The sequence below is a fragment of the Saliniramus sp. genome, assembly GCF_035311605.1.
Lineage (GTDB): Bacteria > Pseudomonadota > Alphaproteobacteria > Rhizobiales > Beijerinckiaceae > Saliniramus.
Genome location: NZ_DATGCW010000104.1, coordinates 1 through 20,693, shown reverse-complemented (window position 1 = coordinate 20,693; position 20,693 = coordinate 1). Strand labels below are relative to the sequence as shown.

The following is a 20,693-nucleotide window of genomic DNA, read 5'->3' as shown; positions in this document are numbered from 1 at the left end:
CCGCATCAGGCTTTGACAATGATCAAGCAGGGCTGCGACAAGCCGTCATGCAAGCGTTTTTACGCAGCTCCCGCGCTCATGGCGCCAGCCATTGCGCCTGCCGTTCATCCAGGTCGAGACGAAAACGCGCACGCCGGTGGCCGGCATGGTCGAGATAGAGTGTTTCGATCTCCGCGATGGTGATGGTCACCGCCGAGAAATTGGCTGCTCCCGCCGCGATCGCGGCTTCGTCTTCAGGCAGCGCGAAGGCGCCCGGCGCCGTGATCAGGGTGCCCGGGGCCGGCTGTGTCGCGTAACAGGCCCGGCTCATCATCCGCGAGCCGTCCCAGGCCGCCTGCGCCAGAGCATCCCCCGCATGCAGTTGCGCGATCCCCTCCCCGCGCAGCTGGAACTTGCCACGCGCGTCATAGACATGCACGGCGACGCGCGAGTCCCTGGCAATCTCTTCGCTTTTGAGACCGCGCTGATCGGTGTGGAAGCGCAGGCTGCGCGCGCTCGTATCGACGGCGCGCAGCACCACCGTGCGCATGCGCGGGCGCCCGTCCGTGCCGAGCGTGGCGATGGTGGGGGTGTGGAAGGGCGAGCGCCGGTCCTTCACCCCGCGCGCCAGGCAGGCCCAGGCATGGCGCAGGGTGGCATCGAGATCATCGACGAAATCCGGGCGGTGATAGGGCTGGCCGGTCTCGCGCCGCTTCGTCTTCTCGCTCATCGCTGCCTCCTCATCCCGATTCACCCTCCCGCGCCGCCCGCTCACGCGCAATCAGCATCAGGTTGCGCATATAGATGAAAGTGCCCAGCGACTGGCCGAGGATGAAGACCGGATCCTGCCGGTAGATCGCATAACCGAGCAGAATGAAGCCGCCACCCAGCGAGAAGAACCAGAAGGAAATCGGAATGACACTGCGCCCCGCGCGCTCGCTCGCGATCCACTGCACCAGGAAGCGGGCGGTGAACATCAGCTGCCCGAGCAGGCCGATCAACACGACAATGTCGAAATTGGCAATGAAGATCGTGTGCAGCCCCGCACCGATATCATCGATCAGGTTGGCGATCATGAACGCGTTACCTCTTCCACCTGCGGCACGCGCCGCCTGCGCCGGGCCAACCACCAGACGCCCATCAGATCAAGCAGACCGACCCAGAGCCGGTCGAACAGGCCATAATTCGACACGCCCGCGAAGCGCGACCGGTCCTGCACGTCAACATGCACGATATCGAGCCCTTCGCGCCGGATCAGCGCCGGCATGAAGCGGTGCAGGGCATCGAAATAGGGCAGACGCAGATAGGTGGCGCGGGCAAAGCATTTCAGCCCGCAGCCGCTGTCGCGGGTACCGTCGCGCAGAATCGCGCCGCGCACCGCATTGGCCAGCCGTGATTGCAGCCGCTTGCGCAAGCCCTTGCGACCCAGCCGCTGGCCTGCCGCGAGGCCGACACCCGGGCCGCCGGCCTCAAGCGCGGCGAGGAGTTTGGGAATGAAGGCCGGGTCGTTCTGCCCGTCACCGTCGATCGTGCAGCAGAAGGTGCCGGAGGCGCCCGTCACACCGGTGCGTACGGCAGCGCTCTGGCCACAGCTCTGCGCATGGCGAAACACCTTCAGATGCGGCTTTTCCGCCATCGCCTCGCGCAGGATGCGCGGCGTCTCGTCGCTCGAGCCGTCATCCACATAGACGATCTCGAACCCGTCGATCTCCGCGCAGGCCGCCTCGATCTCCGTGATCAGCGGCAGCAGGTTCTCCGCCTCGTTCCTGACGGGCACGACGACGCTGAGACGGGGGCGGGAATGATCCTTGAGCGTCATGGTGCGACCCTGTAGACGCCGATATCGAGAGGGCGTCCGCCATTGATGTTGAAGCCCTCGACCCGCGTGAGCAGGGCTGGCGTGGCCGTGCTCTCGCGTAGCGCCGCGATGAACGGCTCCTGCTGGCGCGATTCGACGAAGAGCATCCGGCAATCGCCTCCTTCGAGGAAAGAGACGGCATCAGCGCCGGAATTCAGCATGGCGAGATCCGTCCCCACGAGGAAGACGAGGCTCGGCTCGCGATAGCCCAATGTTCCAAAGGCCGGATCGGCACAATCGAGACTGCGCGCCACGGCGGCCAGATCAGGCGAGACCTGCAGCGAGCGCAGCAGCGGCTGCACGAACTGGAAGACACCGATGGACAGAACCATGGCCGATGCGACGGCCGTCAGCGCTGCGGGCACGACCCGGCCCTTCAGGAACTGTCGCCAGGCGAAGAGCCCGATCAGCGCCGCCACGACGACGAGCGGCATCCCGAAGAGCAGCGTCCCGTCACCGAGCTGGATCCCGGCGATCGGCAGGGCGATGACGAGCACCAGCGGCACAAAGGCGAGAAATATCCCGACGGGGCGCGCCAGCGGGCGATGCGGGCCGACGAAGCCGTGGCTGATCGCCATGGCGGTGAGGATCGCGATCGCCGGATAGACCGGCATCATGTAATGCGGCAGCTTGGTCGGCACCAGTTCGAAGACGATCCAGCCCGGGACGATCCAGGCGAGCAGGAAGGCCACGACATCCACCCGCCGGTTCGCCCAGGCGAAGGGTACCGCGATCGAGGCGAGAATGGCGGCGGGCCAGAATGTGACAAAGAACAGCGCGAGATAGGTCCCCGGCGGCGCCCAGTGGTAGATCTGCGCGGTGCCGAGCTTGCCCAGCATGTCCTGCCCCGCCGATGCGGCGAAGAAATCGGCGCCCGCGCGCCAGGCAATGGCGATGAACCACGGCGCGGCGATGGCCAGAGCGATCAGGATGCCGATGCCGGGGCGCAGGGCGCGCAGCCAGTCGAGGGAGCGCTCGCGGATGCTCAGGGTCACTGCGGCGAGACCGACGAAGAGCACGATCACCGGGCCCTTGATCAGAACGCCGAGCCCGATCGCCCCCCAGAACAACAGCACATGCGCCCATGGCAGGATGGCCGCGCCCTTGACCAGATAGGCACGCGCCAGCGCACCCATGGCGACGACGATACAGGCCAGCAGCATGGCGTCGGTCTTGGCGAGCCGCGCTTCGACCATCAGGATCAGGCTGGCCGCCATGAAGGCGCCGGCGAGGAAGGCCTCACGTCTTCTGGCGAGGGCGAGCCCGGCCCAGTAGGTGGCGAGTACCGCACCGAGGGCGCCGAGGATCGAGGGCACGCGGTAGATCGCGACATTGGTGCGCGCCTCCGGCACGCCGAGCATTTCCGCGACGCTCACGCTCGCGGCCTGCATCCAGTAGATGCCCACGGGTTTCTTGTGGCGCGCCTCGTCCTGGAAGCGGATATCGATGAAATCGCCCGTCTCCAGCATCTGCTTCGTCGCCTGCGTATAACGCGGCTCGTCGCGGTCCATCGGCTGCAGACCGCTGATTCCGGGCAGGAAACAGACGCAGGCGATCAGCATCAGGATCGCGCAGGCACGCGCATGCCCCCCCTCAACGAACAGCATCAGACGCCCGGCCAGACCGCGCCCCCGCTGCGGCTGTGCGCCAGAGGGGACATCGATCACTTCACGGGAGAAAGCAGTGCTTTCGCGGGGCATCGTCATGCGGGACTCCGACCGGTTCCCCGCCATCCGGGCGAGGAGGCAAAGGACCCCGGTCATCTCTCCAATCCGGCGCGAAATGTCAAACCCCCGAATAACCTCGGGCCACGGATTGCAGGTTCTTAAGCAGCCCTTACCGGGATCGCCGAGAATCGAGGCTTTTCACTGACGGCTGATTTCCCCTGACGACAGAGAGGTTTGGGCGATGCCGGAATTCGATAAAATTTGAACTGTCTGCTTCAGCGGCAAACAAAACCGATGCGCCATCGTCTCCCCGTGGACAGGGAGACGATCATGCTTTTGACCATGTCGAAACGTGTCGCCATCTTCGGATTGGCTATCGGGACTTTTCTCGCCTTGCCGGTTCTCGCCGATGCCCGAGAGACGATGCAGGCCCCGGGCGCCCGGAACGTCGGCGTGACCATCGAACGGGGTAGCGCTCGCCCCATCGCCGGCTGGGTGGATTTCTGCCGGCAAAATCCGCAGGAATGCCGTGTCGACAAGTCCGAGGCGGCCATCATCACGCTGGATCGCGGCAACTGGGCGCTGATCAACAAGGTCAACCGTACGGTCAATGCGGAAATCATCGCCAGGACCGATATGGAACTCTACGGCACCCCCGATCACTGGACCTTCCCCTATTCGGGCTACGGCGATTGCGAGGATTACCAGCTGCTCAAGCGCAAGCGCCTCGCCGATGCCGGGCTGTCGCGCCGCGCCATGCGCATGACCGTGGTGATCGACGAGCAGGGCGAAGGCCACGCCGTTCTGATGGTCCGCACCGATCGCGGCGATTTCATCCTCGACAACGTCACCGACGAGGTCGTGTCCTGGCACGAGACACCTTATGTCTACGTGTCCCGCGAAAGCCAGCACGCCACCGCCTGGACGTCGCTCGGCCACACCTCGGCCCCGACTGCCACGGCGGCGCGCTGAGGAGCGCAGCCGACACACGAGATTGCGACCCCCGGTCACGTCCCCACCTCCCGTCCCCAGACCGGGCTCGCATACGGGGCCAGCTGCCAGCCAGCTGGCCCCGTTCCCTTTCATCACCTCTTCCGCTTTGCGAACGTGATATCGCCGCAACGCCACGGCGCGGCGTTAACCGTGTTTCCCCTTAGGGCTTGAACGCGCCCGCGGCGGCTGTCAGCTTTGGTTAACATTTTATTAAAATGTCTGGCAGATGCGGGAGCCGGTGGCATGCGGGATCATCAGCGACGGGATGTCGCCGTAGAGGCGGAGCCGGCGCGCGCCGTCGGCGGCTGGGGGCGGACCATGCGATCCGGCATGATCGCGGCGGCTTTCGCCCTCGCCATGATGATGAGCAGCGCTGCCCCCGCACAGGCCCAGCAATACACCGCCCTGCCCGAGCGCGTCACACCGCTTGAACCCGTCGGCGGCGCCCGCCCTATCCCGGCGTGGCGCGTCTTCTGCCAGCGGCATCCGATCGAATGCGCCGTCGATCCGCGCGAGGTTGGCCACGTTACCCTGACGCCGCAGATCTGGGCGCTGATCACCCGCGTCAACCGCGAGGTCAATGCCGCCATCGCCCCGATGACCGATATGGAGCAGTGGGGCACCGCCGATAGCTGGGATTTTCCCGAGGCGGGCTATGGTGATTGCGAGGATTACCAGCTGCTCAAGCGCAGGCGCCTCGCCGATGCCGGCCTGCCGCGCCGGGCCATGCGCATGAACGTGGTGCTCGACACGCGCAATGAAGGCCATGCCGTGCTCGAGATCAGGACCGATCGCGGCGTCTTCATTCTCGACAACGTCACTGACGCAGTCCTGCCCTGGGACGAGACCCTCTACGTTTATATCAAGCGCGAGGGGCACGATGATACGCACTGGGTATCGCTGGGCGGTGTCGCGGCCTCGCCCACAGCCGTGGCGGGCACGCGCCGCTGAACGGGCAGGGCGATGCGGATGGCGCATGGGCCGGCATGCCCGTCTGCGTGCTTGCCCGCTGAAAGATGCCTTCCGTAGCGTTAGAGTGGCGCCGGTTTCACAACGTGATCATGCGTTTGTGCCGATAAAGCAGTCCCGGGAGCCCTCAGATGGACAAGTTCGACCTGGCCATGCGCGATATACCCCTCGTCGCGGTATTGCGGGGGATCACGCCGGAAGAGATCATTCCGGTCGCCGACGGGCTGATGGCAGCGGGTTTCCGGCTCATTGAGGTACCTCTGAACTCGCCGCGCGCCTTCGACAGCATCGAAGCGCTTGCCGCGCATTGCCCGTCGGAAGTGCTAACCGGTGCGGGTACCGTGCTCGACGTCACGCAGGTGCGCCGGCTTGCGCAGAGCGGGGCCCAGCTGATGGTGACGCCCAATACCGATCCGGACGTGATTCGGGCTGGTGCCGCGGCCGGGCTCATCCCGTTGATCGGCTGCCTGACCCCCAGCGAGGCGCTCAGCGCCGTGGCGAACGGGGCGCGCGCGCTGAAGATATTCCCCGCTTCCCGTATGGGGCCGGATTACCTCAGGGATATTCGCGCGGTATTGCCGGCGGGCATCAGGCTCATCCCCGTCGGCGGGATCGATGTGCAGAGCATGCCCGGCTTTCACGCGCGGGGCGCGGACGGGTTCGGCTTCGGCACCAATCTCTACAAGCCCGGCATGAGCGCCGACGAGGTGGCATCGAATGCGCTGCATCTGGTTCGGACCTGGCGTGCTCTTTGAAACGCGCTACCCCCTGTCTCGAAAAAAGGCCGCGCCGGAAACCGGTGCGGCCTTTTCATGATCGGATGGCAGCGGACGCACTGCCGGGGCGCCCCGCAGCTCAGCTCAGGGTACGCCGTGTATCCTGGAGGCCCTGCTTGATGAGATCATCCCCGAGCGGACCCTGAACGGAACCTCGCAACACGGTCTCGGATGCCTTGACCGCTGAGGCGATGGCGGCATCGCGTACCTCGATCATGGCCTGTTCCTCCGCCTGGGCGATCTTGGATTCAGCCGATGCGGTGCGCCGCGCGATGAAATCGGTGAGACGCGCCTCGGCTTCCTTGGAGATGCGTTCCGCCTCCTCGCGCGCGGCATTGACGATCTCGGTCGCCTCGCTCTCGGCCCGTTCGCGCTTCCGCTCGTATTCCAGAAGCAGCGCCTCGGCTTCGGCGCGCAGCCGGCGGGCTTCCTCGAGCTCTGCGGAGATCCGCTCGGCGCGCTTGTCCAGTCCGTTCCCGACTTTCTGGAAAACGTTGAAGCGGAAGAGCAGCCAGACCAGCAGCAGAGTGCCGAGAATCTGCCAGAAATAGGTATTGGCGAACAGTGCACTCATGATGACGGCTCCTGTTTCAGCGCTTCATCGCGGCGTCGAGCGCAGCCGAGACAGCCCCCTGCGGCGGCGCGTTGCCAGAAAGGCGCTCGACCATGGCGGTCGCTGCTTCCTCGGCGATTTCGCGGACGTTACCCATGGCCTCGGCCTTGCGGCTGGCAATGGTCTTTTCCGCGTTGGCGAGCCGTTCGGCCAGATCCGCTTCGAGCTGCGTGCGCTTTTCTTCGCTTTCGGCGGCAAGCTTGTCGCGCGTCTTCTGCGCGAGCGCCTGCGCCTTGGCCTTGGCCTCGGCGAGCGCCTTTTCATAAGCTTCGCCGGCCTCTTCCGCCTTCTGCTTGGCGAGGGCGGCGGTGTCGAGATCACGGGCGATGGTCACCTGACGATTCTCGATGATGCCGTGTAGACGCGGTGCGATGATACGGACCATCAACGTGTAGAGCACGGTGAAGGTGATCACGAGCCAGATCAGCTGCGAAAGGAAGGTTTCCGGCTGGAAAGGCGGAAACGCGCCCTGATCGGCAGCTGCCTGAGCTACCACAATGCTGGTTTCTATCGCCATCGTGCTGACGCCTCTTCAATGCGCTAGCCGGACTGTCGCCAGCCCGGCGCGCATGCGATTGGTTGGCTCACGCGACGGGACAGCCGGATGCCGCCCCGCCGCACTTTCCCGAAACCGGAAAAGCGTCAGACGACGAAGAGCAGAACCAGCGCGACGACGAGGCAGAAGATGCCGAGGCCTTCCGCGAGTGCGGCGCCGATGAAGGCGCGCGCGAACTGGCCGTCGGAAGCAGTCGGGTTGCGCAGCGCGCCCGAGAGGAAGTTGCCGAAGATGTTGCCAACGGCGAGCGCCGCGACGCCCATGCCGATGCAGGCGAGACCCGCGCCGAGATACTTGAAGGCCTCAGCCAGTTGAACCGGTTCCATGTTGAACTCCTTGAGATTGACAGGCGAGCTGGGGGTATGGACGAGTGCGCCGTTCCTCAATGTCCGGGATGCAGCGCGTCGTTGAGATAGATGCAGGTGAGCACCGTGAACACATAGGCCTGAAGACCCGCGATGAAGATCTCGAAAGCGATCAGCGCGAAAGTCATCAGGAAGGGCAGCGGGAACAGCGCATAGCCGATACCGCCAACCGACAACAGCGAAACGATGAAGCCGGCGAAGACCTTCAGCGCGATGTGGCCAGCGAGCATATTGGCGAACAGACGCAGGCTCAGCGAAATTGGCCGCGAGAAGAAGGAGATGATCTCGATAACGGTGATGAAGGGTGCGAGCCAGACCGGCACACCCGACGGCACGAACAGGCCGAGAAAATGGAGGCCGTGCTTGAACAGCCCGTAGACGATCACGGTGCCGATCACCAGGATCGCCAGCGCGAAGGTGATGATGATATGGCTCGTGACGGTGAAGGCCCCGGGGATCATACCCACCAGATTCGCCACCAGCACGAAGAGGAAGAGCGAGAAGACGAAGGGGAAGAAGCGCATGCCCTCCTTGCCGGTCATCTCACGCAGCATGTTCGCCACGAATTCGTAGATGGTCTCGGCAAAGCTCTGCCAGCGATTGGGCACCAGCAACGTACCCCGAGTCGCAAGCATCAGGCCGCCCGTGATGAAGGCGACGATGAGGATCATGTGGAGACCGGAATTGGTCAGCGCGACAGGCGAATCACCGATCACGCCGAAACGGATGATCTCGGAGATCTCGAACTGCTTGACCGGACTTTCCATCGTCGTCGGATCCTCGTAATCGCCGGATTGACGCAACATCATGCGTCATCCGGCCGCCAACACCAGTCTTCGCCTCAGGCGCGCTCTCGCGGCTGCACCCTTATTTACGCGCATCGTCCTCGGGCCGCCGCACCGACACGGGGGACTTATCCGAGGTCGCCCCGCGATTCAACTCCCCGGATGCGCGCAGCATGTTGAGCATGCCCGATCCGAACCCCAAAAGCAGGCCGATGATGAACCCCCAGGGCGACGAACCCGCGAAACTGTCCAACATCCAGCCGAGGAAGCCGCCGGCGATAACGCCGGCAATGAACTCGGCCGAAAGGCGAAATGCCTGGCCGAGCCCGCTGGCATCGGAGGCCTTGCGCCGTGCAGCTTTTGCGGCTTGCTCCTGCCCGGACGAGATTTCGCCCAACCGGGAGTCGAGACGCGCGAGCCTCGTGGACAGTTCGGCTTCGTCGCCGGGTTTCGGCTCGTCTTCGTCATTCCCGTGCCGTTGCGGATCAACCATCATGACACCGTCAAGGGAGGGAAGAAGAAGAAAAACCGGCCCCCGTCAGCCGCGCGCACCATATTGGGGGCTCGATACCGTGTCAAGGATCACGACGAAACTATTAACTCGTTGATTCATATGAGCAAATCAGCCCAGCGCGAAAACTTCGTCCGGTTTGTTTCGCACCTGCAGCGTTTCAACCGGCCTCCCGCAGCTGTTCCGCCTGCTCCAGATCGACGCTGACGAGTTGCGAGACGCCGCGCTCGGCCATGGTCACGCCGTAGAGACGGCTCATCCGCGCCATCGTGATGGGATTGTGCGTGATCACGAGGAAACGCGTGCGCGTGGTGCGGGCCATCTCGTCGAGGAGATCGCAATAGCGTTCGACATTCGAATCATCGAGCGGTGCATCGACCTCGTCGAGCACGCAGATCGGCGAGGGATTCGTCAGAAACACCGCGAAGATCAGCGCCGTCGCGGTCAGCGCCTGCTCGCCGCCGGAGAGCAGCGTCATGGTCTGCGGCTTCTTGCCCGGCGGACGCGCCAGGATCTCGAGCCCGGCTTCCAGCGGATCATCCGAATCAACCAGGGTCAGCTCCGCCTCACCGCCGCCAAACAGGGTCGTGAACAGCGCCTTGAAATGGCCGTTGACCACGTCGAAAGCCGCCAGCAGGCGTTCGCGCCCCTCGCGGTTGAGGCTCGCCACAGCCTGGCGCAGACGCTTGATCGCCTCGACCAGATCGTCGCGTTCGGCGCCCAGCGTGTCGCGCCGCTCCTCGATCTCGCGCAATTCGTCTTCCGCGCGCAGATTGACCGCGCCGAGGCGCTCGCGATCATGGCGCAGGATCAGCAGTTTGTCCTCGACATCTCCGGCGGGCGGCGGCTCGGTGCCCGGCTCCAGCCCGGCCAGCTGATACAGCCCTTCCGGCGTCGTCTCCAGATTGTCGCGGATCGCCCGGTCGAGTTCGGTAAGCCGCGTCTGCCGGGCATCGCGACGGGCCTTCGCCGCAGCGGCTGATTCGCGCGCGGATGAGAGGGCGGCGAGCGCCTCGCGGGCGGTCCTGTCGGTCTCGGCCTGCGCCGTCTCGCCCTCGGCCAGCCGGTCGGCGGCGTCGCGGCGGGCCGCCTCGGCCACCTCGATCTCGCCTTCGAGACGCCGGCGGCGCATGTGGAAATCGTCCGGCGCCTCGCGCAGGACTTCGAGTTCCTCGCGCGCCGCCGCGACGCGCTCGTCGACATCTTCGAGCGCCGCGCGGGCATTCTCGGCACGTTCGCTCCAATTGCCGATTTCGAGCGCGATCGCCTTGCGGCGGCTCTCCGCGAGTTCCGCCTCACGCATCAGGCCTTGCATCGTGGCGCGCGCCTCGGCGGCTTCGGCACGCGCCTGTGCGGCAGAAAGCCGCGCCTCCTGAAGGCGCGCCTCCAGTTCGGGCGCAGGGGTGAGGTCATCAAGCGCCTCACGCGCCTCCCCGGCGCGGCTCTCGGCCTCTTCCAGATCGGCATCGAGCCGTGCAAGTGCGTCTTCGAGCCCCGCCAGGCGCGCAATCCTGTCGGCGTCCGCCCTCTCGGCCTCGGAGCGCCGCGCGGCGGCGTCGTCGCGCAGGCGCCGCGCCTGACGGGCCGCTTCCATCGCCTGATTCTCGCCCGACGCCGCAGCACGGGCGGAGGCCTGGGCGAAATCGAGATCGCGCCGGGCGAGATCCGCCTCGTCACGCGCCTGCGCCGCCGCGCGCTGCAGATCACCCAGCCGGTTGCGCTCGGCCAGACGCCTTGCGGCGGCGGAGGGTGCATCGGCTGCGGCAGCATAACCGTCCCAACGCCACAGGTCCCCCCCGGGCGTGACGAGCATCTGCCCCGTGGCGAGGCGCGGGTACAGCCGGGCGCCGGTCTCGCGATCGACCACGCCGATCTGCGCGAGCACGCGTGCCAGCGCCGGCGGCGCTTCGACATGCTCAAAGAGCGGCGTCACGCCGTCAGGCAGGGCGGGATCGCCCTCGCTGTCGAGCAGGCACCAGCGAATCGGCGCCGACTCGTCCTGCGCGGCCTGGAGATCTTCGCCAAGCGCAGCCCCGAGCGCGATCTCGTAGCCCCTTTCGACACTGACCGCGTCCAGCATCGGTGCATGCCCGTCGCCATCTGGAGCGGCGAAGAACTTGGCAAGCGTCGCTGCTTCGGTTTCGAGCTTTTGCGCCCGGCGCTCGGCTTCGGCGAGCGGCCCACGCGCCGCGCTCTCCGCATCGCGGGCCGCAACCAGCGCTTCGCGGGCGCTCGCGGCGCGGGTATCAGCCTCGTCGGCGCGTTCCGACGCCTCCTCATGCGCCGCGCGCAGGGTCTCGAGATCGGCGGCAGCGCCCGAGTCGGCGAGCGCTGCATGCTGGGCTGCGATCTCGGCCCGCTGGCGGGTATAGCGGGCGGCGCGCTCGGCCTCCTCGCGGGCGCTGCGTTCGAGCCCGGCGCGGCGTGCATTGAGATCCGACATCGCGGACTGGGCGGCGCTGAACGCCTCCTCCGCCTCCGCAAGGGCCGCGTCACGCTCCGCGCACAGCGCCTCTGCCGCCTCCCGCGCGGCCCGGGCCTGCGGGCCGTCGGAACCGAGCCCCTCGGCCTCCTCGCGCAGCCGCGCGATACTCGTCTGCGCATCGGTGATCAGCGCCTGCTGGCGCTCACCGTCACGCTCAAGCTCGACGAGGCGGCGCTCCAGAGCCTGGGCACGATCGCGGGAACGCGTTTCCTCAGCTTCGAGTTCGGTGCGTGCGAGCACGAGCCGCTGCAAGGCTGCAGCGGCCTGCGCCTCCTTCTCGCGCAGACCGGGCAGCGCATGCGCCGCGATGGCCTGCAGCCGGGCGGCCTCCGTCTGCTCAGCGCTGCGCGTCGCGACCTCTGCCGTGATGGCGGAGAGCGCGTTTTCCGCCTCCACCGCCTCCGCGCGCGCCTCGCGATAACCGATCAGTTGGAGCGTGGCCTCAAGCCGGCGAATATCGGCTGAGAGCGTGCGATAGCGCGTCGCCTGCCGGCTCTGACGTTTGAGACTGTCGGCCTGCTGGTCGATCTGGCCGAGCACGTCCTCGACGCGGGAGAGATTTTCCTCCGCCGCCCGCAGGCGCAGCTCCGCCTCGTGGCGGCGTGCATGCAGCCCGGCAATGCCGGCAGCATCCTCCAGAATGCGCCGGCGCGCCTGCGGCTTGGCGGCGATGATCTCGCTGATCTGCCCCTGACGCACCATGGCGGCGGAGCGTGCCCCGGTCGCTGCATCGGCGAAGAGCAGTTGCACATCGCGCGCGCGCACTTCGCGCCCGTTGATGCGATAGGTGGAGCCGGATTCGCGGGTGATCTTGCGCGAGATTTCGAGGATTTCAGCGTCGTTGAAGGCGGCGGGGGCGGTGCGGTCGGCATTGTCGACGCTGACCGTGACTTCCGCCGTATTGCGCGCCGGGCGATGGCCCGAGCCGCCGAAGATGACGTCATCCATGCCCGAGGCGCGCATGCTTTTATAGGAGCTCTCGCCCATAACCCAGCGCAGGGCCTCGACGAGATTGGACTTGCCGCAGCCATTGGGGCCGATCACACCGGTCAACCCGGGCTCGATCAGGAATTCCGTCGGCTCGACGAAACTCTTGAATCCGACGATGCGCAAGCGCGTCAGTTGCATCGGCGCGCCCTCCCCCAGAGAGCGGAATCCCGGGGGCGCGCGCGCCGCGCGCCATCATCACGGCTGAGAGGGTCAGCCGTCGAGTTTGGGTGCGAGGATTTCCTCGAACTGATCAATCGACAACGCTCCGCGATGTATCTCGCCGTCGACGATGAAGGTCGGGGTTGAATTCACACCCTGCTCCCGACCTTCCTCGGTGACAGCCATGATGCCGTCATAGGTCGCCTGATCACGCAAGCAGGATTCGAATTTTTCCTGTGAGAAACCCACCTGACGCATCATTCCTGCGAGTTCGTCGAGCGGGCGGTCGCCAAAAGCCCATTGCCGCTGGGTCTCGAACAGCATGTTCACGATCGGAAAATACTGCTCCTCGTCGCAGCGCGCGAGCATGAACCCGGCCATTGCGAGCGGATCGAGGGGGAATTCGCGCAGGATCATGCGCACCTGACCATTATCGACATAGCGCTCGCGCAGGAGCGGATAGGTATTGGTGCGGAAATTCGCGCAATGCGGACAGGTCAGCGACGCGTATTCGATGATCTCGACCGACGCATCCGGGCTGCCGACCATCATTTCCCGCCATTCTCCGGCATCCGCTTCATGATTGTCGGCAAACGCTGCATGGCCGAATGTGAGGCTCGCGGCCCCGGCACCGGCCAGAAGACCCATTGCGTGACGCCGATTGATCATTGCACTTCCTTTCGCTGAGCGCGCACGGGCAGACCGCGCACAAATCCACCGGAATTCATTCTGACGAGCCTTGTGGCAAGAATGCGCCCCGGCGCGCAAGTCCCGCGCGGCTCACAGTATCGTGTACCGCGCGCACTCACCGCCCGCCATGGCGCCCGCCCTTGCCCGCGATCACCGCCTCGCCGAAGCGCGCCAGCGCCGCGCGCAGGCCGGGATCGTCGATGGCGTCGACTTTGGCGGCGACCATCCGTGCCGTCTCCGGATCCGCCGGCGCCGGCGCGGCCACGCGCTCGGGCGGGCGCGTCACCGGGCCCTGGCGAATCACGACGCGCCCGATACAGGCCCAGCCGTAATGGGCGTTGAGGCGCTCGATCACGAGTGGCACGGATTGCTGGAAATCCAGCGCAAAGGCCCCTTCGACGCGCACCACGAGAGTCGCCGGATCGGGGGGGCGCTCGGGATCACGCGGGCCGCGTCGACGCGGCCATTCGAGCTTCACCGGCTGGGAGAAGGCAGCCAGATGGGAGCCGACGATTTCCGGCCATGCCGCGATCACGTCGCCGGAAGCAAATCCCTGTTTCGCCAGAGCCGGCGCCATGCAGCCGTCGAGCAGTTCCGCAAGCGCTTTCGCTTGCGCAGGGCGGCGCGCGAGGCGAGCTGCGCGACTGTCATGCGAGAGGTGCCGGGTCCGAGCGGGTTCATCTGCGACCATGACTTTGGAAACCTTGCACAGGTTGCGCGCCACGCGACGGAGCCGGGCGGGCGAGCCGTATCTTCAGCGCCGCTTCGTTGCGCACGGTCCGCCAGCCTCGATAGCCATCAACGTCAAGCCGGGCGGCGCCCTTGTCAAGCGCGACGAGCGGATCGGTTCATGCGCTTTTCACGCATCGGCACGCCGATGGTGATCACCCGGCGCATGCACTGCGTCACGAATCGGCATGACCCTGCGTAAGTTCTGTAACGCGATTTTTACGTCTTCATGTGCGTATGATCTCATGACAACGACAATGGCCAGTAGGGTTTCGCAACGACAGTCACAGGATTCGGAGCGGGTCCTGGTGATTGGTGACGACACGCGCGCGACGCTGGCAGTGGTGAGATCGCTCGGGCGCGCCGGCAAGGAAGTGCATATTGCGCCGTTCAACTGGCATTCCCCTACGACACATTCAAGATACGTTGCCCGGGTCCACCAATTGCCGCGCAACACCAGGATGCAGAGCTGGGTGGAAGCTGCTGCGGAGATCCTCGCACGCTGGCACTTCGACCTCGTCATCCCATGCTGCGACCGCGGGATCATCCTGATCGAAAGCGCTCCCGAGACATTCGCCGGTCAGATGATCGCGCGCCCCGAACCGACGGATGCGGCGGCACAACTCTTTGACAAGGCGCAGACGCGGGCTCTCGCCGAAGAACTCGGTATCCGGGTCGCGCCCGGCTGCGCGATGGGTCACGGCGACAGCGCAAAATCGCTCGCCGACAGGCTCGGCCTGCCGCTCTACCTCAAACCCCGGCACTCCTATGAGCCGGGAAGTCTCGGCGAGCGCGGCAGCGTCATGCGCGTCGATACGCCCGAGGCCCTTTCCAGGGCCCTGTCACGCATTGCCGAGCCGTCCGGCTGGCTCGCCGAGGCGGCCATACCGGGTACCGGGGTGGGCTATTCGGTCCTTGCCCATGAGGGCGTCGTGACCCAGGCCTTTCAGCATTGCCGCCTGCGGGAAGCCGCGACCGGCGGCAGTTCCCTGCGGATGAGCGAGGCGCCGGATCCGGAACTGGGTGCCGCCGTCGCGGCGATGGTGGAGCGGCTGCACTTTTCCGGCGTATGCATGTTCGAATTCCGTCGCCGGCCCGACGGGCGCCATGTGCTGCTCGAAGCCAATGCCCGCTTCTGGGGCTCGCTGCCGCTTCCGGTCTCGCTCGGTGTCGATTTCCCGCTGTTCCAGTATGATCAGATCGTGCACGGCATCACCCATCCTCAGGTCGCCTATCCGGCCGGGATATGCGCGCGCAATCTACTGCACGACGCCCGCAATATCGGTCGGGAAGCCATCGGTGGCCACGGAGTTCTCGAAGCGGCACGCGATCTCTCGGCACTGGCGGCCCACCCGATTCTGGCGGCATGGGGACGCGAACGCTCGGATACGCTCGTGCAGGATGATCTGATGCCGGGGGTGCTGGAGATCACCGGCGCGGGGCGGATGGCGATCAACCGCTGGCGCGCGAAGCGCAGCGGTGCCGCAGAGCGGCGCAACGCCGGGCAGACCGGTTCATGACGGCCTTCACCGCCCTGGCCGGCGGATTGCGCGACAGGTTGCGCGATGCCGATCGCATGGATGCCGCAGCCGCATTCGCGATCCGCGTGAGCGGGGCGGGGCTGACTCTGCTCAGCCAGCTGATCGCGGCCCGCTGGCTCGGGCTTGCCGGGTTCGGGGCATTTTCCAACGCCTGGGTCTGGGCAGCGCTCGCGGCGGCGCTGGCGCAGGCGGGCCTCGCATCGACGACGACGCGGTTCGCTTCCGCCTATCGCACGCAAGACGACCGGCAATCCCTGCTGGGCCTGATCCTGTTCTCGCAAGCCGTAGCCTTCGGGCTCGGCCTCGTCGCCATGCTGGCGACCATGCTCATCGCGACGCGCCCCGCCATCGGCCTCGGCCCGGCGCAGATCGACGCGCTTCTCGTCGGCGCGCTGGCCGTGCCGTTGCTGGCGCAGATTGATATCGGCAAGGGGCTGACCCGCGCCGCAGGCTCTGCGGCGCTGGCCTATCTCCCCGGCATGCTGCTGCGGCCTGCGCTGCTTCTGGCCGGCATTGCCGCGCTGATCGGCATCGGGGCCGCAGCCGATGCGGCGACGGCCATGTGGGCGAGCCTCGTCGCCGTGATCGGCGCCTGGATCATCCAGTGGGCGATCGCGACATGGCGGTTGCGCAGCGCCTGGCGTGTCTGGCCCCCGTCCTGGCAGAAGCGTCGCTGGAGCGGCGTATCGGCGGGCGTGCTGGTCTCGGATGCGTATCTGCTCATCGTGGCTTCGGTTGATATCTTTCTTCTGAATATTCTGGCCTCGCCGGAAACCGGTGGCGCCTATTTCGCCGCCGCCAAGCTCGCGGCGCTGACCTCCTACGTCTTCTTCGCCGTCTCGGCGGTGGCACAGGGGCGCCTCGCCGCGCTGGCCGCGCAGGGCGCCAGCGATCGTTTCGAGGAAACCAGCCGGCGCTTTTGCGGGCTGACATTGTGGCCGACCCTCGCTGCGGCGACCGGGCTGGCGCTGGCGGGCCCGTTCCTGCTCGATCTGTTCGGCGCGGGCTTCCGTGAAGCTTCCGGCCCGCTGCTGCTCCTGATCGCGGCCTATATCGTCCAGGCAACGACGGGCCCGATCCGGGTGCTGCTCATCATGACCGATCACCAGAAGCATCTGGCGCTGCTGCTGACGGCTTGCGCCGTACTTTGCATCGGCCTCAACCTCGTTCTGATACCGGCCCTCGGGATCTGGGGCGCGGCATGGGCCTTCTTCGCCACGACGACGGCAGCCAGCCTCTCCATGGCCCTGCTCGCACGCCGCTCACTCGGCTTCTGGTGTGTGCCGCTGGTGACGAGAGCCCGCCGCGACGCCTGAGCGTCTGGGTGCAGGACACTTCCGCCTGCACCCGCATCTTCCCGTGCCGGACGAGGCGCTGGATCAGCCCGTCCGAGCTGACTTCCGGGCAGGAATCATCGCTTGCGCGCCACGATGAACGGCCGGGTGTCCCGGCCTCTGGTTGCGTGTCCCTCGCTGGCAAGGATCTCGAACCCTGCCGCTTGAATCTGCGCGCTCAACGCGTCTGCGCGAAATACTGTGACATGCGGCGCCTTTCCGACGGCTCGCATCGCCGGCAGCAAGGCGCCGCGGATCAGAATGTTCATATCACCGAGGCAGGGTGTCTTGGAGATGAACAAACCCTGCGGTGCGAGAAGGTCGTGCACATGGCGGAGGGTGCCGGGAAGATCCCGGATCAGATGCAGGTAGTTGAAGCCGAGTACGGTTGTGAATGGTGTCGCCGACTCCGAAAGGGATTGCGCGGTTTCCGACCGGAAACTCAACCACGCGATCGGTCCGGCGGCATGCTTTTCTTCAGCAATCGCGATCATCTTCGGGGAAATGTCCGTCGCGAGATAGCTTTGTACCCCCGGAGCGAGGCGAAGCGCCGTCGTTCCGGTTCCGCACCCCAGTTCCAGAACGCGATCATGCGGCGCCAGCAGGGCACGAACCCGCTTGATCGTGCGTTCATAGCCAACCGGATCGCCGATTTTCGCCTTCGCATATTTCCGCGCTGCGCGGTCCCAGAACCGCATATCACTTGCCAATGTCATCGCTGAATCCCTTTCGGCGAAACCTCAAGCATATGCAGAGACAATAAAGACTGCCGGAATCGAAATGCATCATATTCATCAGCGCCGATGAGTTGGCGCGAACGCAGAAGCGCTGACGGCACGATCACGACGTTTCAGCCCGGCCCCGCCGCAGTGTTTCATTCATCCACCAAAGCCCCCACCTCCTCCAGAAACCGCCTTGCATCAGCAACGATCTCTTCGCGGCGCGCTTCGCTCATGCGTGCGAGATTGCGGTAGGGCATGCCCATGCGCGGGTTGCCGGAGAGGCGGTCTTCGTTCTCGATCAGGAAGTTCCAGTAGAGATAGTTGAACGGGCAGGCCTTCTCGCCGGTTTTGGCGCGCACGTCGTAAGCGCAGCCCTTGCAGTAATCCGACATGCGATCGATATAGGCGCCCGACGCGGCGTAGGGTTTGGAGGCCAGCAGCCCGCCATCGGCGAAAAGCACCATGCCGTGGACATTGGGCAGCTCGACCCATTCATAGGCATCGGCATAGACCAGCAGATACCATTCCTGCACCTCGCGTGGCGTGATACCGGCGAGCAGGGCGAAATTGCCGAGCACCATCAATCGTTGAATGTGATGCGCATAGGCGTTGGCCCGCGTCTCCTCGACGCAGGCACGCAGGCAGGCCATCGGCGTATCCGCGCTCCAGTAGAAATCCGGCAGCTTGCGCTTTGCTTCAAGCGCGTTGGTCCCGGCATAATCGGGCATCTTCAGCCAGTAGATGCCGCGCACGTATTCGCGCCAGCCGATCACCTGCCGGATGAATCCTTCCACCGCATTCAGCGGCGCCCGCCCCGCGCGATAGGCCTCCTCGACCGCGACGCAGACCTCCCGCGCAGTGAGCAGGCCGGCATTGAGATAAGGCGCGATCACCGCGTGGAAGAGAAAGGGCTCGTCGCGCTTCATGGCGTCCTGGTAGTCGCCGTAATTGTCCAGCCGCTCATTGACGAAGCGTGTCAGCGCCGTGCGCGCATCCTTGCGGGTCACCGCCCAGGCGAAGCCTTCGAGATCACCGAAATGATTGCCGAAGCGGCGTTCGACGAGGGCGAGCACGTCCTGCGTGATGGCGTCGGGACGAAAGGCGGTGGCTTTCGGAACCTTGATCCTGGCCGGCAGCTTCTTGCGATTCTCGGCATCGAAATTCCAGGCTCCCCCCTCGGGTTCGCCATCCTCCCTCATCAGTAAACCCGTCTTGCGACGCATCTCGCGGTAGAAGAATTCCATGCGATAGCTCTTGCGGCCCTCCGCCCAGTCGGCGAATTCGGCGCGCGAGCAGATAAAACGGTCATCCTCGCGGATCTCGACCGGGACCGCGCATTCCTCGCGCCAATCCTGCATCATCTGCCAGACCCGCCATTCGCCCGGCTCGGTCACGATCAGACGCTCGGGATGGTGGCGGGCGACGGCGCGCATCACTTCACCGGTGAAGGAGCCGGCATTCTCTTGCGCCTCCAGACTGACGTAATCGACCGTGATCCCGTCGCCGCGCAATTCCTGCGCGAAGTGGCGCATCGCTGAGAGAAGGAAGGCGATTTTCTGCTTGTGGTGGGGGACATAGACGGTCTCGTCATGTACCTCGACCATCAGCACGACGTCTTGTTCGCGATCGATATCTCGGAGCGCGGCGATATCGGGGGTGAGCTGGTCGCCCAGGACAAGGCGCAGGCTGCCCCGTTGCCGAGCCTGGCCGCCGCCGCCCTCGTGTGTCTCCCCACCGCCCCGGCTCATCGCATCGGCTCCCGTTCGTAACCAGATATTGTGCTCTTATCCCGGATGATGGCGTCTCAGATATGGCGCGCGGACCATGTTTCCAGCATGCTCGGCGCAGCATTCGAATAAAGGGACTGCCCCATGCGTTTCGCCTTTGCCGGGATTGACATGCTGGCACCGGCCTTCGAGGCCCTGCTGCAATGCGGCTGGACGCCGCACAAGCTGTTCACCCGCCCCTGCGACGGGCTCGTCGATTTCAACGACCGGGTGATCGCCATCGCCCGGCAATGCGCCATTCCGGTGCAGGAAACGCGGATCACGCCGGCGGATATCGCCGCGCTGGCCAATGACGGCGTAACGTGTCTCGTCGTCGCCGGTTACAAATGGCGGGTCACCGGCTGGGAAGGGGTGCTCCCCTACGCCTTCAACATCCACCCCTCGCTCCTGCCCGAGGCGCGCGGCCCCTTTCCGGTGATTCGCGCTCTGCTGGAGGGGCGCCGCGAATGGGGCGTGAGCGCGCACAAGCTCGCCCATGATTTCGATACCGGCGATATTCTCGGACGCGAACGCTTCCCCGTCGAGGACAGCGATACCCTCGACAGCGTCATGATCCGCTGCCAGTTCGCTGCAGGCCGGCTTGCGGCGCGTCTCGCGCAGGATTTGCCGGCACATTGGCACACCGCCGAGCCCCAGGGGCCGGGGAGCTACTGGCAGCGCCCGAGCGATGCGGATCGGCGCCTGCGTTTCGAGGCGGGGACGCGGGCCGTGCTTGCCACGGTGCGCGCCTTCGGGCGGGTCGAGACCATCGCGCGCCTTGACGGCCACGATTATCACGTTGCGACCGCCTGCGGCTGGCAGGAGGCACACACATTGCCGCCGGGCCTCGTTGTGCATGACCATGGCGGCCACCTCACCGTGACGACGCGCGACGGGTTCGTGGTCCTCACACGCTGGAATCCGTTACCGCTGCATCAGCGTGAGTTCCAGGGATCTGCCTGATGCGATCCGACCGCCAAAGGACGAAAACAGGGATTGGACCACTTATGGCTCATGACCGCACTGGCAGACATAACGAGCCGATATTTTATTGACAAAATGTCGATGAATCGTTATTGATCGAAATAGGACAGTGTAGCGCTTTGAATTTGTGTGCGCCCCTCTGCGTCGCAGCCGACCGGAGCAGGCGCTCTATATATTTGTTCTTGTTATATCTTGCCTGCGGTTTTTGTCTGAGGCGGCAC

20 protein-coding genes are annotated in these 20,693 nt (G+C 65.6%); 6 read left to right on the top strand and 14 right to left on the bottom strand.

The genetic code is table 11. From position 1 onward, the window contains the following. Positions 1-76: 76 nt before the first annotated feature. The 4 genes from VKP01_RS04950 to VKP01_RS04935 are packed head-to-tail and all read right to left on the bottom strand — an operon-like array spanning position 77 to position 3,543. Complete coding sequence (locus VKP01_RS04950) at positions 77-709, bottom strand: pyridoxamine 5'-phosphate oxidase family protein (RefSeq protein ID WP_324410846.1); 633 nt, start codon at positions 707-709, stop codon at positions 77-79. Between the two features lie 10 nt (positions 710-719). Then, complete coding sequence (locus VKP01_RS04945; RefSeq protein WP_324410844.1) at positions 720-1,055, bottom strand: lipid-A-disaccharide synthase N-terminal domain-containing protein; 336 nt, start codon at positions 1,053-1,055, stop codon at positions 720-722. After that, positions 1,052-1,798, bottom strand: a complete 747-nt coding sequence (locus VKP01_RS04940; RefSeq protein ID WP_324410842.1) for a glycosyltransferase family 2 protein — start codon at positions 1,796-1,798, stop codon at positions 1,052-1,054. The genes VKP01_RS04945 and VKP01_RS04940 overlap by 4 nt, the downstream gene beginning before the upstream one ends. Beyond that, the gene (locus VKP01_RS04935; protein ID WP_324410840.1) at positions 1,795-3,543 is read right to left on the bottom strand and encodes a glycosyltransferase family 39 protein; all 1,749 of its coding nucleotides are present in this window, start codon (positions 3,541-3,543) and stop codon (positions 1,795-1,797) included. Before VKP01_RS04935 ends, VKP01_RS04940 begins: the two co-directional genes overlap by 4 nt. Positions 3,544-3,834: 291 nt before the next feature. On the opposite strand from VKP01_RS04935, the gene VKP01_RS04930 reads away from it, so the two are divergent. The 3 genes from VKP01_RS04930 to VKP01_RS04920 all read left to right on the top strand — a co-directional run bounded on the left by VKP01_RS04930 (position 3,835) and on the right by VKP01_RS04920 (position 6,221). Beyond that, the gene (locus tag VKP01_RS04930; protein WP_324410838.1) at positions 3,835-4,476 is read left to right on the top strand and encodes a transglutaminase-like cysteine peptidase; all 642 of its coding nucleotides are present in this window, start codon (positions 3,835-3,837) and stop codon (positions 4,474-4,476) included. Between the two features lie 264 nt (positions 4,477-4,740). Further along, positions 4,741-5,448 (top strand): transglutaminase-like cysteine peptidase, encoded by a 708-nt coding sequence (locus VKP01_RS04925; protein ID WP_324410836.1) that lies wholly within the window; start codon positions 4,741-4,743, stop codon positions 5,446-5,448. A 149-nt stretch (positions 5,449-5,597) separates the two neighbouring features. After that, positions 5,598-6,221: a 2-dehydro-3-deoxy-6-phosphogalactonate aldolase gene (locus VKP01_RS04920; protein ID WP_324410834.1), complete on the top strand. Its 624-nt coding sequence runs from the start codon at positions 5,598-5,600 to the stop codon at positions 6,219-6,221. A gap of 100 nt (positions 6,222-6,321) precedes the next feature. Here the strand turns inward: VKP01_RS04920 and VKP01_RS04915 are convergent, their stop codons facing one another. The 8 genes from VKP01_RS04915 to VKP01_RS04880 all read right to left on the bottom strand — a co-directional run bounded on the left by VKP01_RS04915 (position 6,322) and on the right by VKP01_RS04880 (position 14,087). Continuing rightward, a complete protein-coding gene (locus VKP01_RS04915) occupies positions 6,322-6,816 on the bottom strand; it encodes an ATP F0F1 synthase subunit B (RefSeq protein ID WP_324410833.1) in 495 nt (164 codons plus the stop codon). A 16-nt stretch (positions 6,817-6,832) separates the two neighbouring features. After that, complete coding sequence (locus tag VKP01_RS04910) at positions 6,833-7,372, bottom strand: F0F1 ATP synthase subunit B' (RefSeq protein ID WP_324410831.1); 540 nt, start codon at positions 7,370-7,372, stop codon at positions 6,833-6,835. A gap of 125 nt (positions 7,373-7,497) precedes the next feature. After that, positions 7,498-7,737 carry a F0F1 ATP synthase subunit C gene (locus tag VKP01_RS04905; RefSeq protein WP_324410829.1) on the bottom strand — a complete coding sequence of 80 codons (240 nt, stop codon included), beginning with the start codon at positions 7,735-7,737 and terminating at the stop codon, positions 7,498-7,500. 56 nt (positions 7,738-7,793) lie between these two features. Continuing rightward, positions 7,794-8,543 (bottom strand): F0F1 ATP synthase subunit A, encoded by a 750-nt coding sequence (locus VKP01_RS04900; RefSeq protein ID WP_324410859.1) that lies wholly within the window; start codon positions 8,541-8,543, stop codon positions 7,794-7,796. A gap of 100 nt (positions 8,544-8,643) precedes the next feature. Then, positions 8,644-9,057, bottom strand: a complete 414-nt coding sequence (locus tag VKP01_RS04895; RefSeq protein WP_324410827.1) for an AtpZ/AtpI family protein — start codon at positions 9,055-9,057, stop codon at positions 8,644-8,646. 175 nt (positions 9,058-9,232) lie between these two features. Further along, positions 9,233-12,685 carry a chromosome segregation SMC family protein gene (locus VKP01_RS04890; protein WP_324410826.1) on the bottom strand — a complete coding sequence of 1,151 codons (3,453 nt, stop codon included), beginning with the start codon at positions 12,683-12,685 and terminating at the stop codon, positions 9,233-9,235. A gap of 72 nt (positions 12,686-12,757) precedes the next feature. Then, positions 12,758-13,375 carry a DsbA family protein gene (locus VKP01_RS04885; RefSeq protein ID WP_324410824.1) on the bottom strand — a complete coding sequence of 206 codons (618 nt, stop codon included), beginning with the start codon at positions 13,373-13,375 and terminating at the stop codon, positions 12,758-12,760. A 136-nt stretch (positions 13,376-13,511) separates the two neighbouring features. After that, the gene (locus tag VKP01_RS04880) at positions 13,512-14,087 is read right to left on the bottom strand and encodes a DUF721 domain-containing protein (RefSeq protein WP_324410821.1); all 576 of its coding nucleotides are present in this window, start codon (positions 14,085-14,087) and stop codon (positions 13,512-13,514) included. A 295-nt stretch (positions 14,088-14,382) separates the two neighbouring features. Here VKP01_RS04880 and VKP01_RS04875 point away from each other — a divergent pair, with 295 nt between their 5' ends. Further along, the gene (locus tag VKP01_RS04875; RefSeq protein WP_324410819.1) at positions 14,383-15,645 is read left to right on the top strand and encodes a hypothetical protein; all 1,263 of its coding nucleotides are present in this window, start codon (positions 14,383-14,385) and stop codon (positions 15,643-15,645) included. Further along, positions 15,642-16,982: a lipopolysaccharide biosynthesis protein gene (locus VKP01_RS04870; protein WP_324410817.1), complete on the top strand. Its 1,341-nt coding sequence runs from the start codon at positions 15,642-15,644 to the stop codon at positions 16,980-16,982. Before VKP01_RS04875 ends, VKP01_RS04870 begins: the two co-directional genes overlap by 4 nt. A gap of 95 nt (positions 16,983-17,077) precedes the next feature. Here the strand turns inward: VKP01_RS04870 and VKP01_RS04865 are convergent, their stop codons facing one another. Together VKP01_RS04865 and VKP01_RS04860 are read right to left on the bottom strand one after the other, a co-directional pair. After that, a complete protein-coding gene (locus VKP01_RS04865; protein WP_324410816.1) occupies positions 17,078-17,716 on the bottom strand; it encodes a class I SAM-dependent methyltransferase in 639 nt (212 codons plus the stop codon). A 158-nt stretch (positions 17,717-17,874) separates the two neighbouring features. Further along, positions 17,875-19,470, bottom strand: a complete 1,596-nt coding sequence (locus tag VKP01_RS04860; RefSeq protein WP_324410814.1) for a cryptochrome/photolyase family protein — start codon at positions 19,468-19,470, stop codon at positions 17,875-17,877. 123 nt (positions 19,471-19,593) lie between these two features. Here VKP01_RS04860 and VKP01_RS04855 point away from each other — a divergent pair, with 123 nt between their 5' ends. After that, entirely contained in the window at positions 19,594-20,451 is an 858-nt protein-coding gene (locus VKP01_RS04855; protein ID WP_324410812.1) for a formyltransferase family protein, read from the top strand. The last annotated feature ends 242 nt before the right edge of the window (positions 20,452-20,693 follow it).

What these genes read in the sequence shown, in the direction of transcription:
- VKP01_RS04950 (WP_324410846.1), bottom strand. Translation starts at nt 709, where the DNA reads ATGAGCGAGAAGACGAAGCGGCGCGAGACCGGCCAGCCCTATCACCGC.
- VKP01_RS04945 (WP_324410844.1), bottom strand. Translation starts at nt 1,055, where the DNA reads ATGATCGCCAACCTGATCGATGATATCGGTGCGGGGCTGCACACGATC.
- VKP01_RS04940 (WP_324410842.1), bottom strand. Translation starts at nt 1,798, where the DNA reads ATGACGCTCAAGGATCATTCCCGCCCCCGTCTCAGCGTCGTCGTGCCC.
- VKP01_RS04935 (WP_324410840.1), bottom strand. Translation starts at nt 3,543, where the DNA reads ATGACGATGCCCCGCGAAAGCACTGCTTTCTCCCGTGAAGTGATCGAT.
- VKP01_RS04930 (WP_324410838.1), top strand. Translation starts at nt 3,835, where the DNA reads ATGCTTTTGACCATGTCGAAACGTGTCGCCATCTTCGGATTGGCTATC.
- VKP01_RS04925 (WP_324410836.1), top strand. Translation starts at nt 4,741, where the DNA reads ATGCGGGATCATCAGCGACGGGATGTCGCCGTAGAGGCGGAGCCGGCG.
- VKP01_RS04920 (WP_324410834.1), top strand. Translation starts at nt 5,598, where the DNA reads ATGGACAAGTTCGACCTGGCCATGCGCGATATACCCCTCGTCGCGGTA.
- VKP01_RS04915 (WP_324410833.1), bottom strand. Translation starts at nt 6,816, where the DNA reads ATGAGTGCACTGTTCGCCAATACCTATTTCTGGCAGATTCTCGGCACT.
- VKP01_RS04910 (WP_324410831.1), bottom strand. Translation starts at nt 7,372, where the DNA reads ATGGCGATAGAAACCAGCATTGTGGTAGCTCAGGCAGCTGCCGATCAG.
- VKP01_RS04905 (WP_324410829.1), bottom strand. Translation starts at nt 7,737, where the DNA reads ATGGAACCGGTTCAACTGGCTGAGGCCTTCAAGTATCTCGGCGCGGGT.
- VKP01_RS04900 (WP_324410859.1), bottom strand. Translation starts at nt 8,543, where the DNA reads ATGGAAAGTCCGGTCAAGCAGTTCGAGATCTCCGAGATCATCCGTTTC.
- VKP01_RS04895 (WP_324410827.1), bottom strand. Translation starts at nt 9,057, where the DNA reads ATGATGGTTGATCCGCAACGGCACGGGAATGACGAAGACGAGCCGAAA.
- VKP01_RS04890 (WP_324410826.1), bottom strand. Translation starts at nt 12,685, where the DNA reads ATGCAACTGACGCGCTTGCGCATCGTCGGATTCAAGAGTTTCGTCGAG.
- VKP01_RS04885 (WP_324410824.1), bottom strand. Translation starts at nt 13,375, where the DNA reads ATGATCAATCGGCGTCACGCAATGGGTCTTCTGGCCGGTGCCGGGGCC.
- VKP01_RS04880 (WP_324410821.1), bottom strand. Translation starts at nt 14,087, where the DNA reads ATGGTCGCAGATGAACCCGCTCGGACCCGGCACCTCTCGCATGACAGT.
- VKP01_RS04875 (WP_324410819.1), top strand. Translation starts at nt 14,383, where the DNA reads ATGGCCAGTAGGGTTTCGCAACGACAGTCACAGGATTCGGAGCGGGTC.
- VKP01_RS04870 (WP_324410817.1), top strand. Translation starts at nt 15,642, where the DNA reads ATGACGGCCTTCACCGCCCTGGCCGGCGGATTGCGCGACAGGTTGCGC.
- VKP01_RS04865 (WP_324410816.1), bottom strand. Translation starts at nt 17,716, where the DNA reads ATGACATTGGCAAGTGATATGCGGTTCTGGGACCGCGCAGCGCGGAAA.
- VKP01_RS04860 (WP_324410814.1), bottom strand. Translation starts at nt 19,470, where the DNA reads ATGAGCCGGGGCGGTGGGGAGACACACGAGGGCGGCGGCGGCCAGGCT.
- VKP01_RS04855 (WP_324410812.1), top strand. Translation starts at nt 19,594, where the DNA reads ATGCGTTTCGCCTTTGCCGGGATTGACATGCTGGCACCGGCCTTCGAG.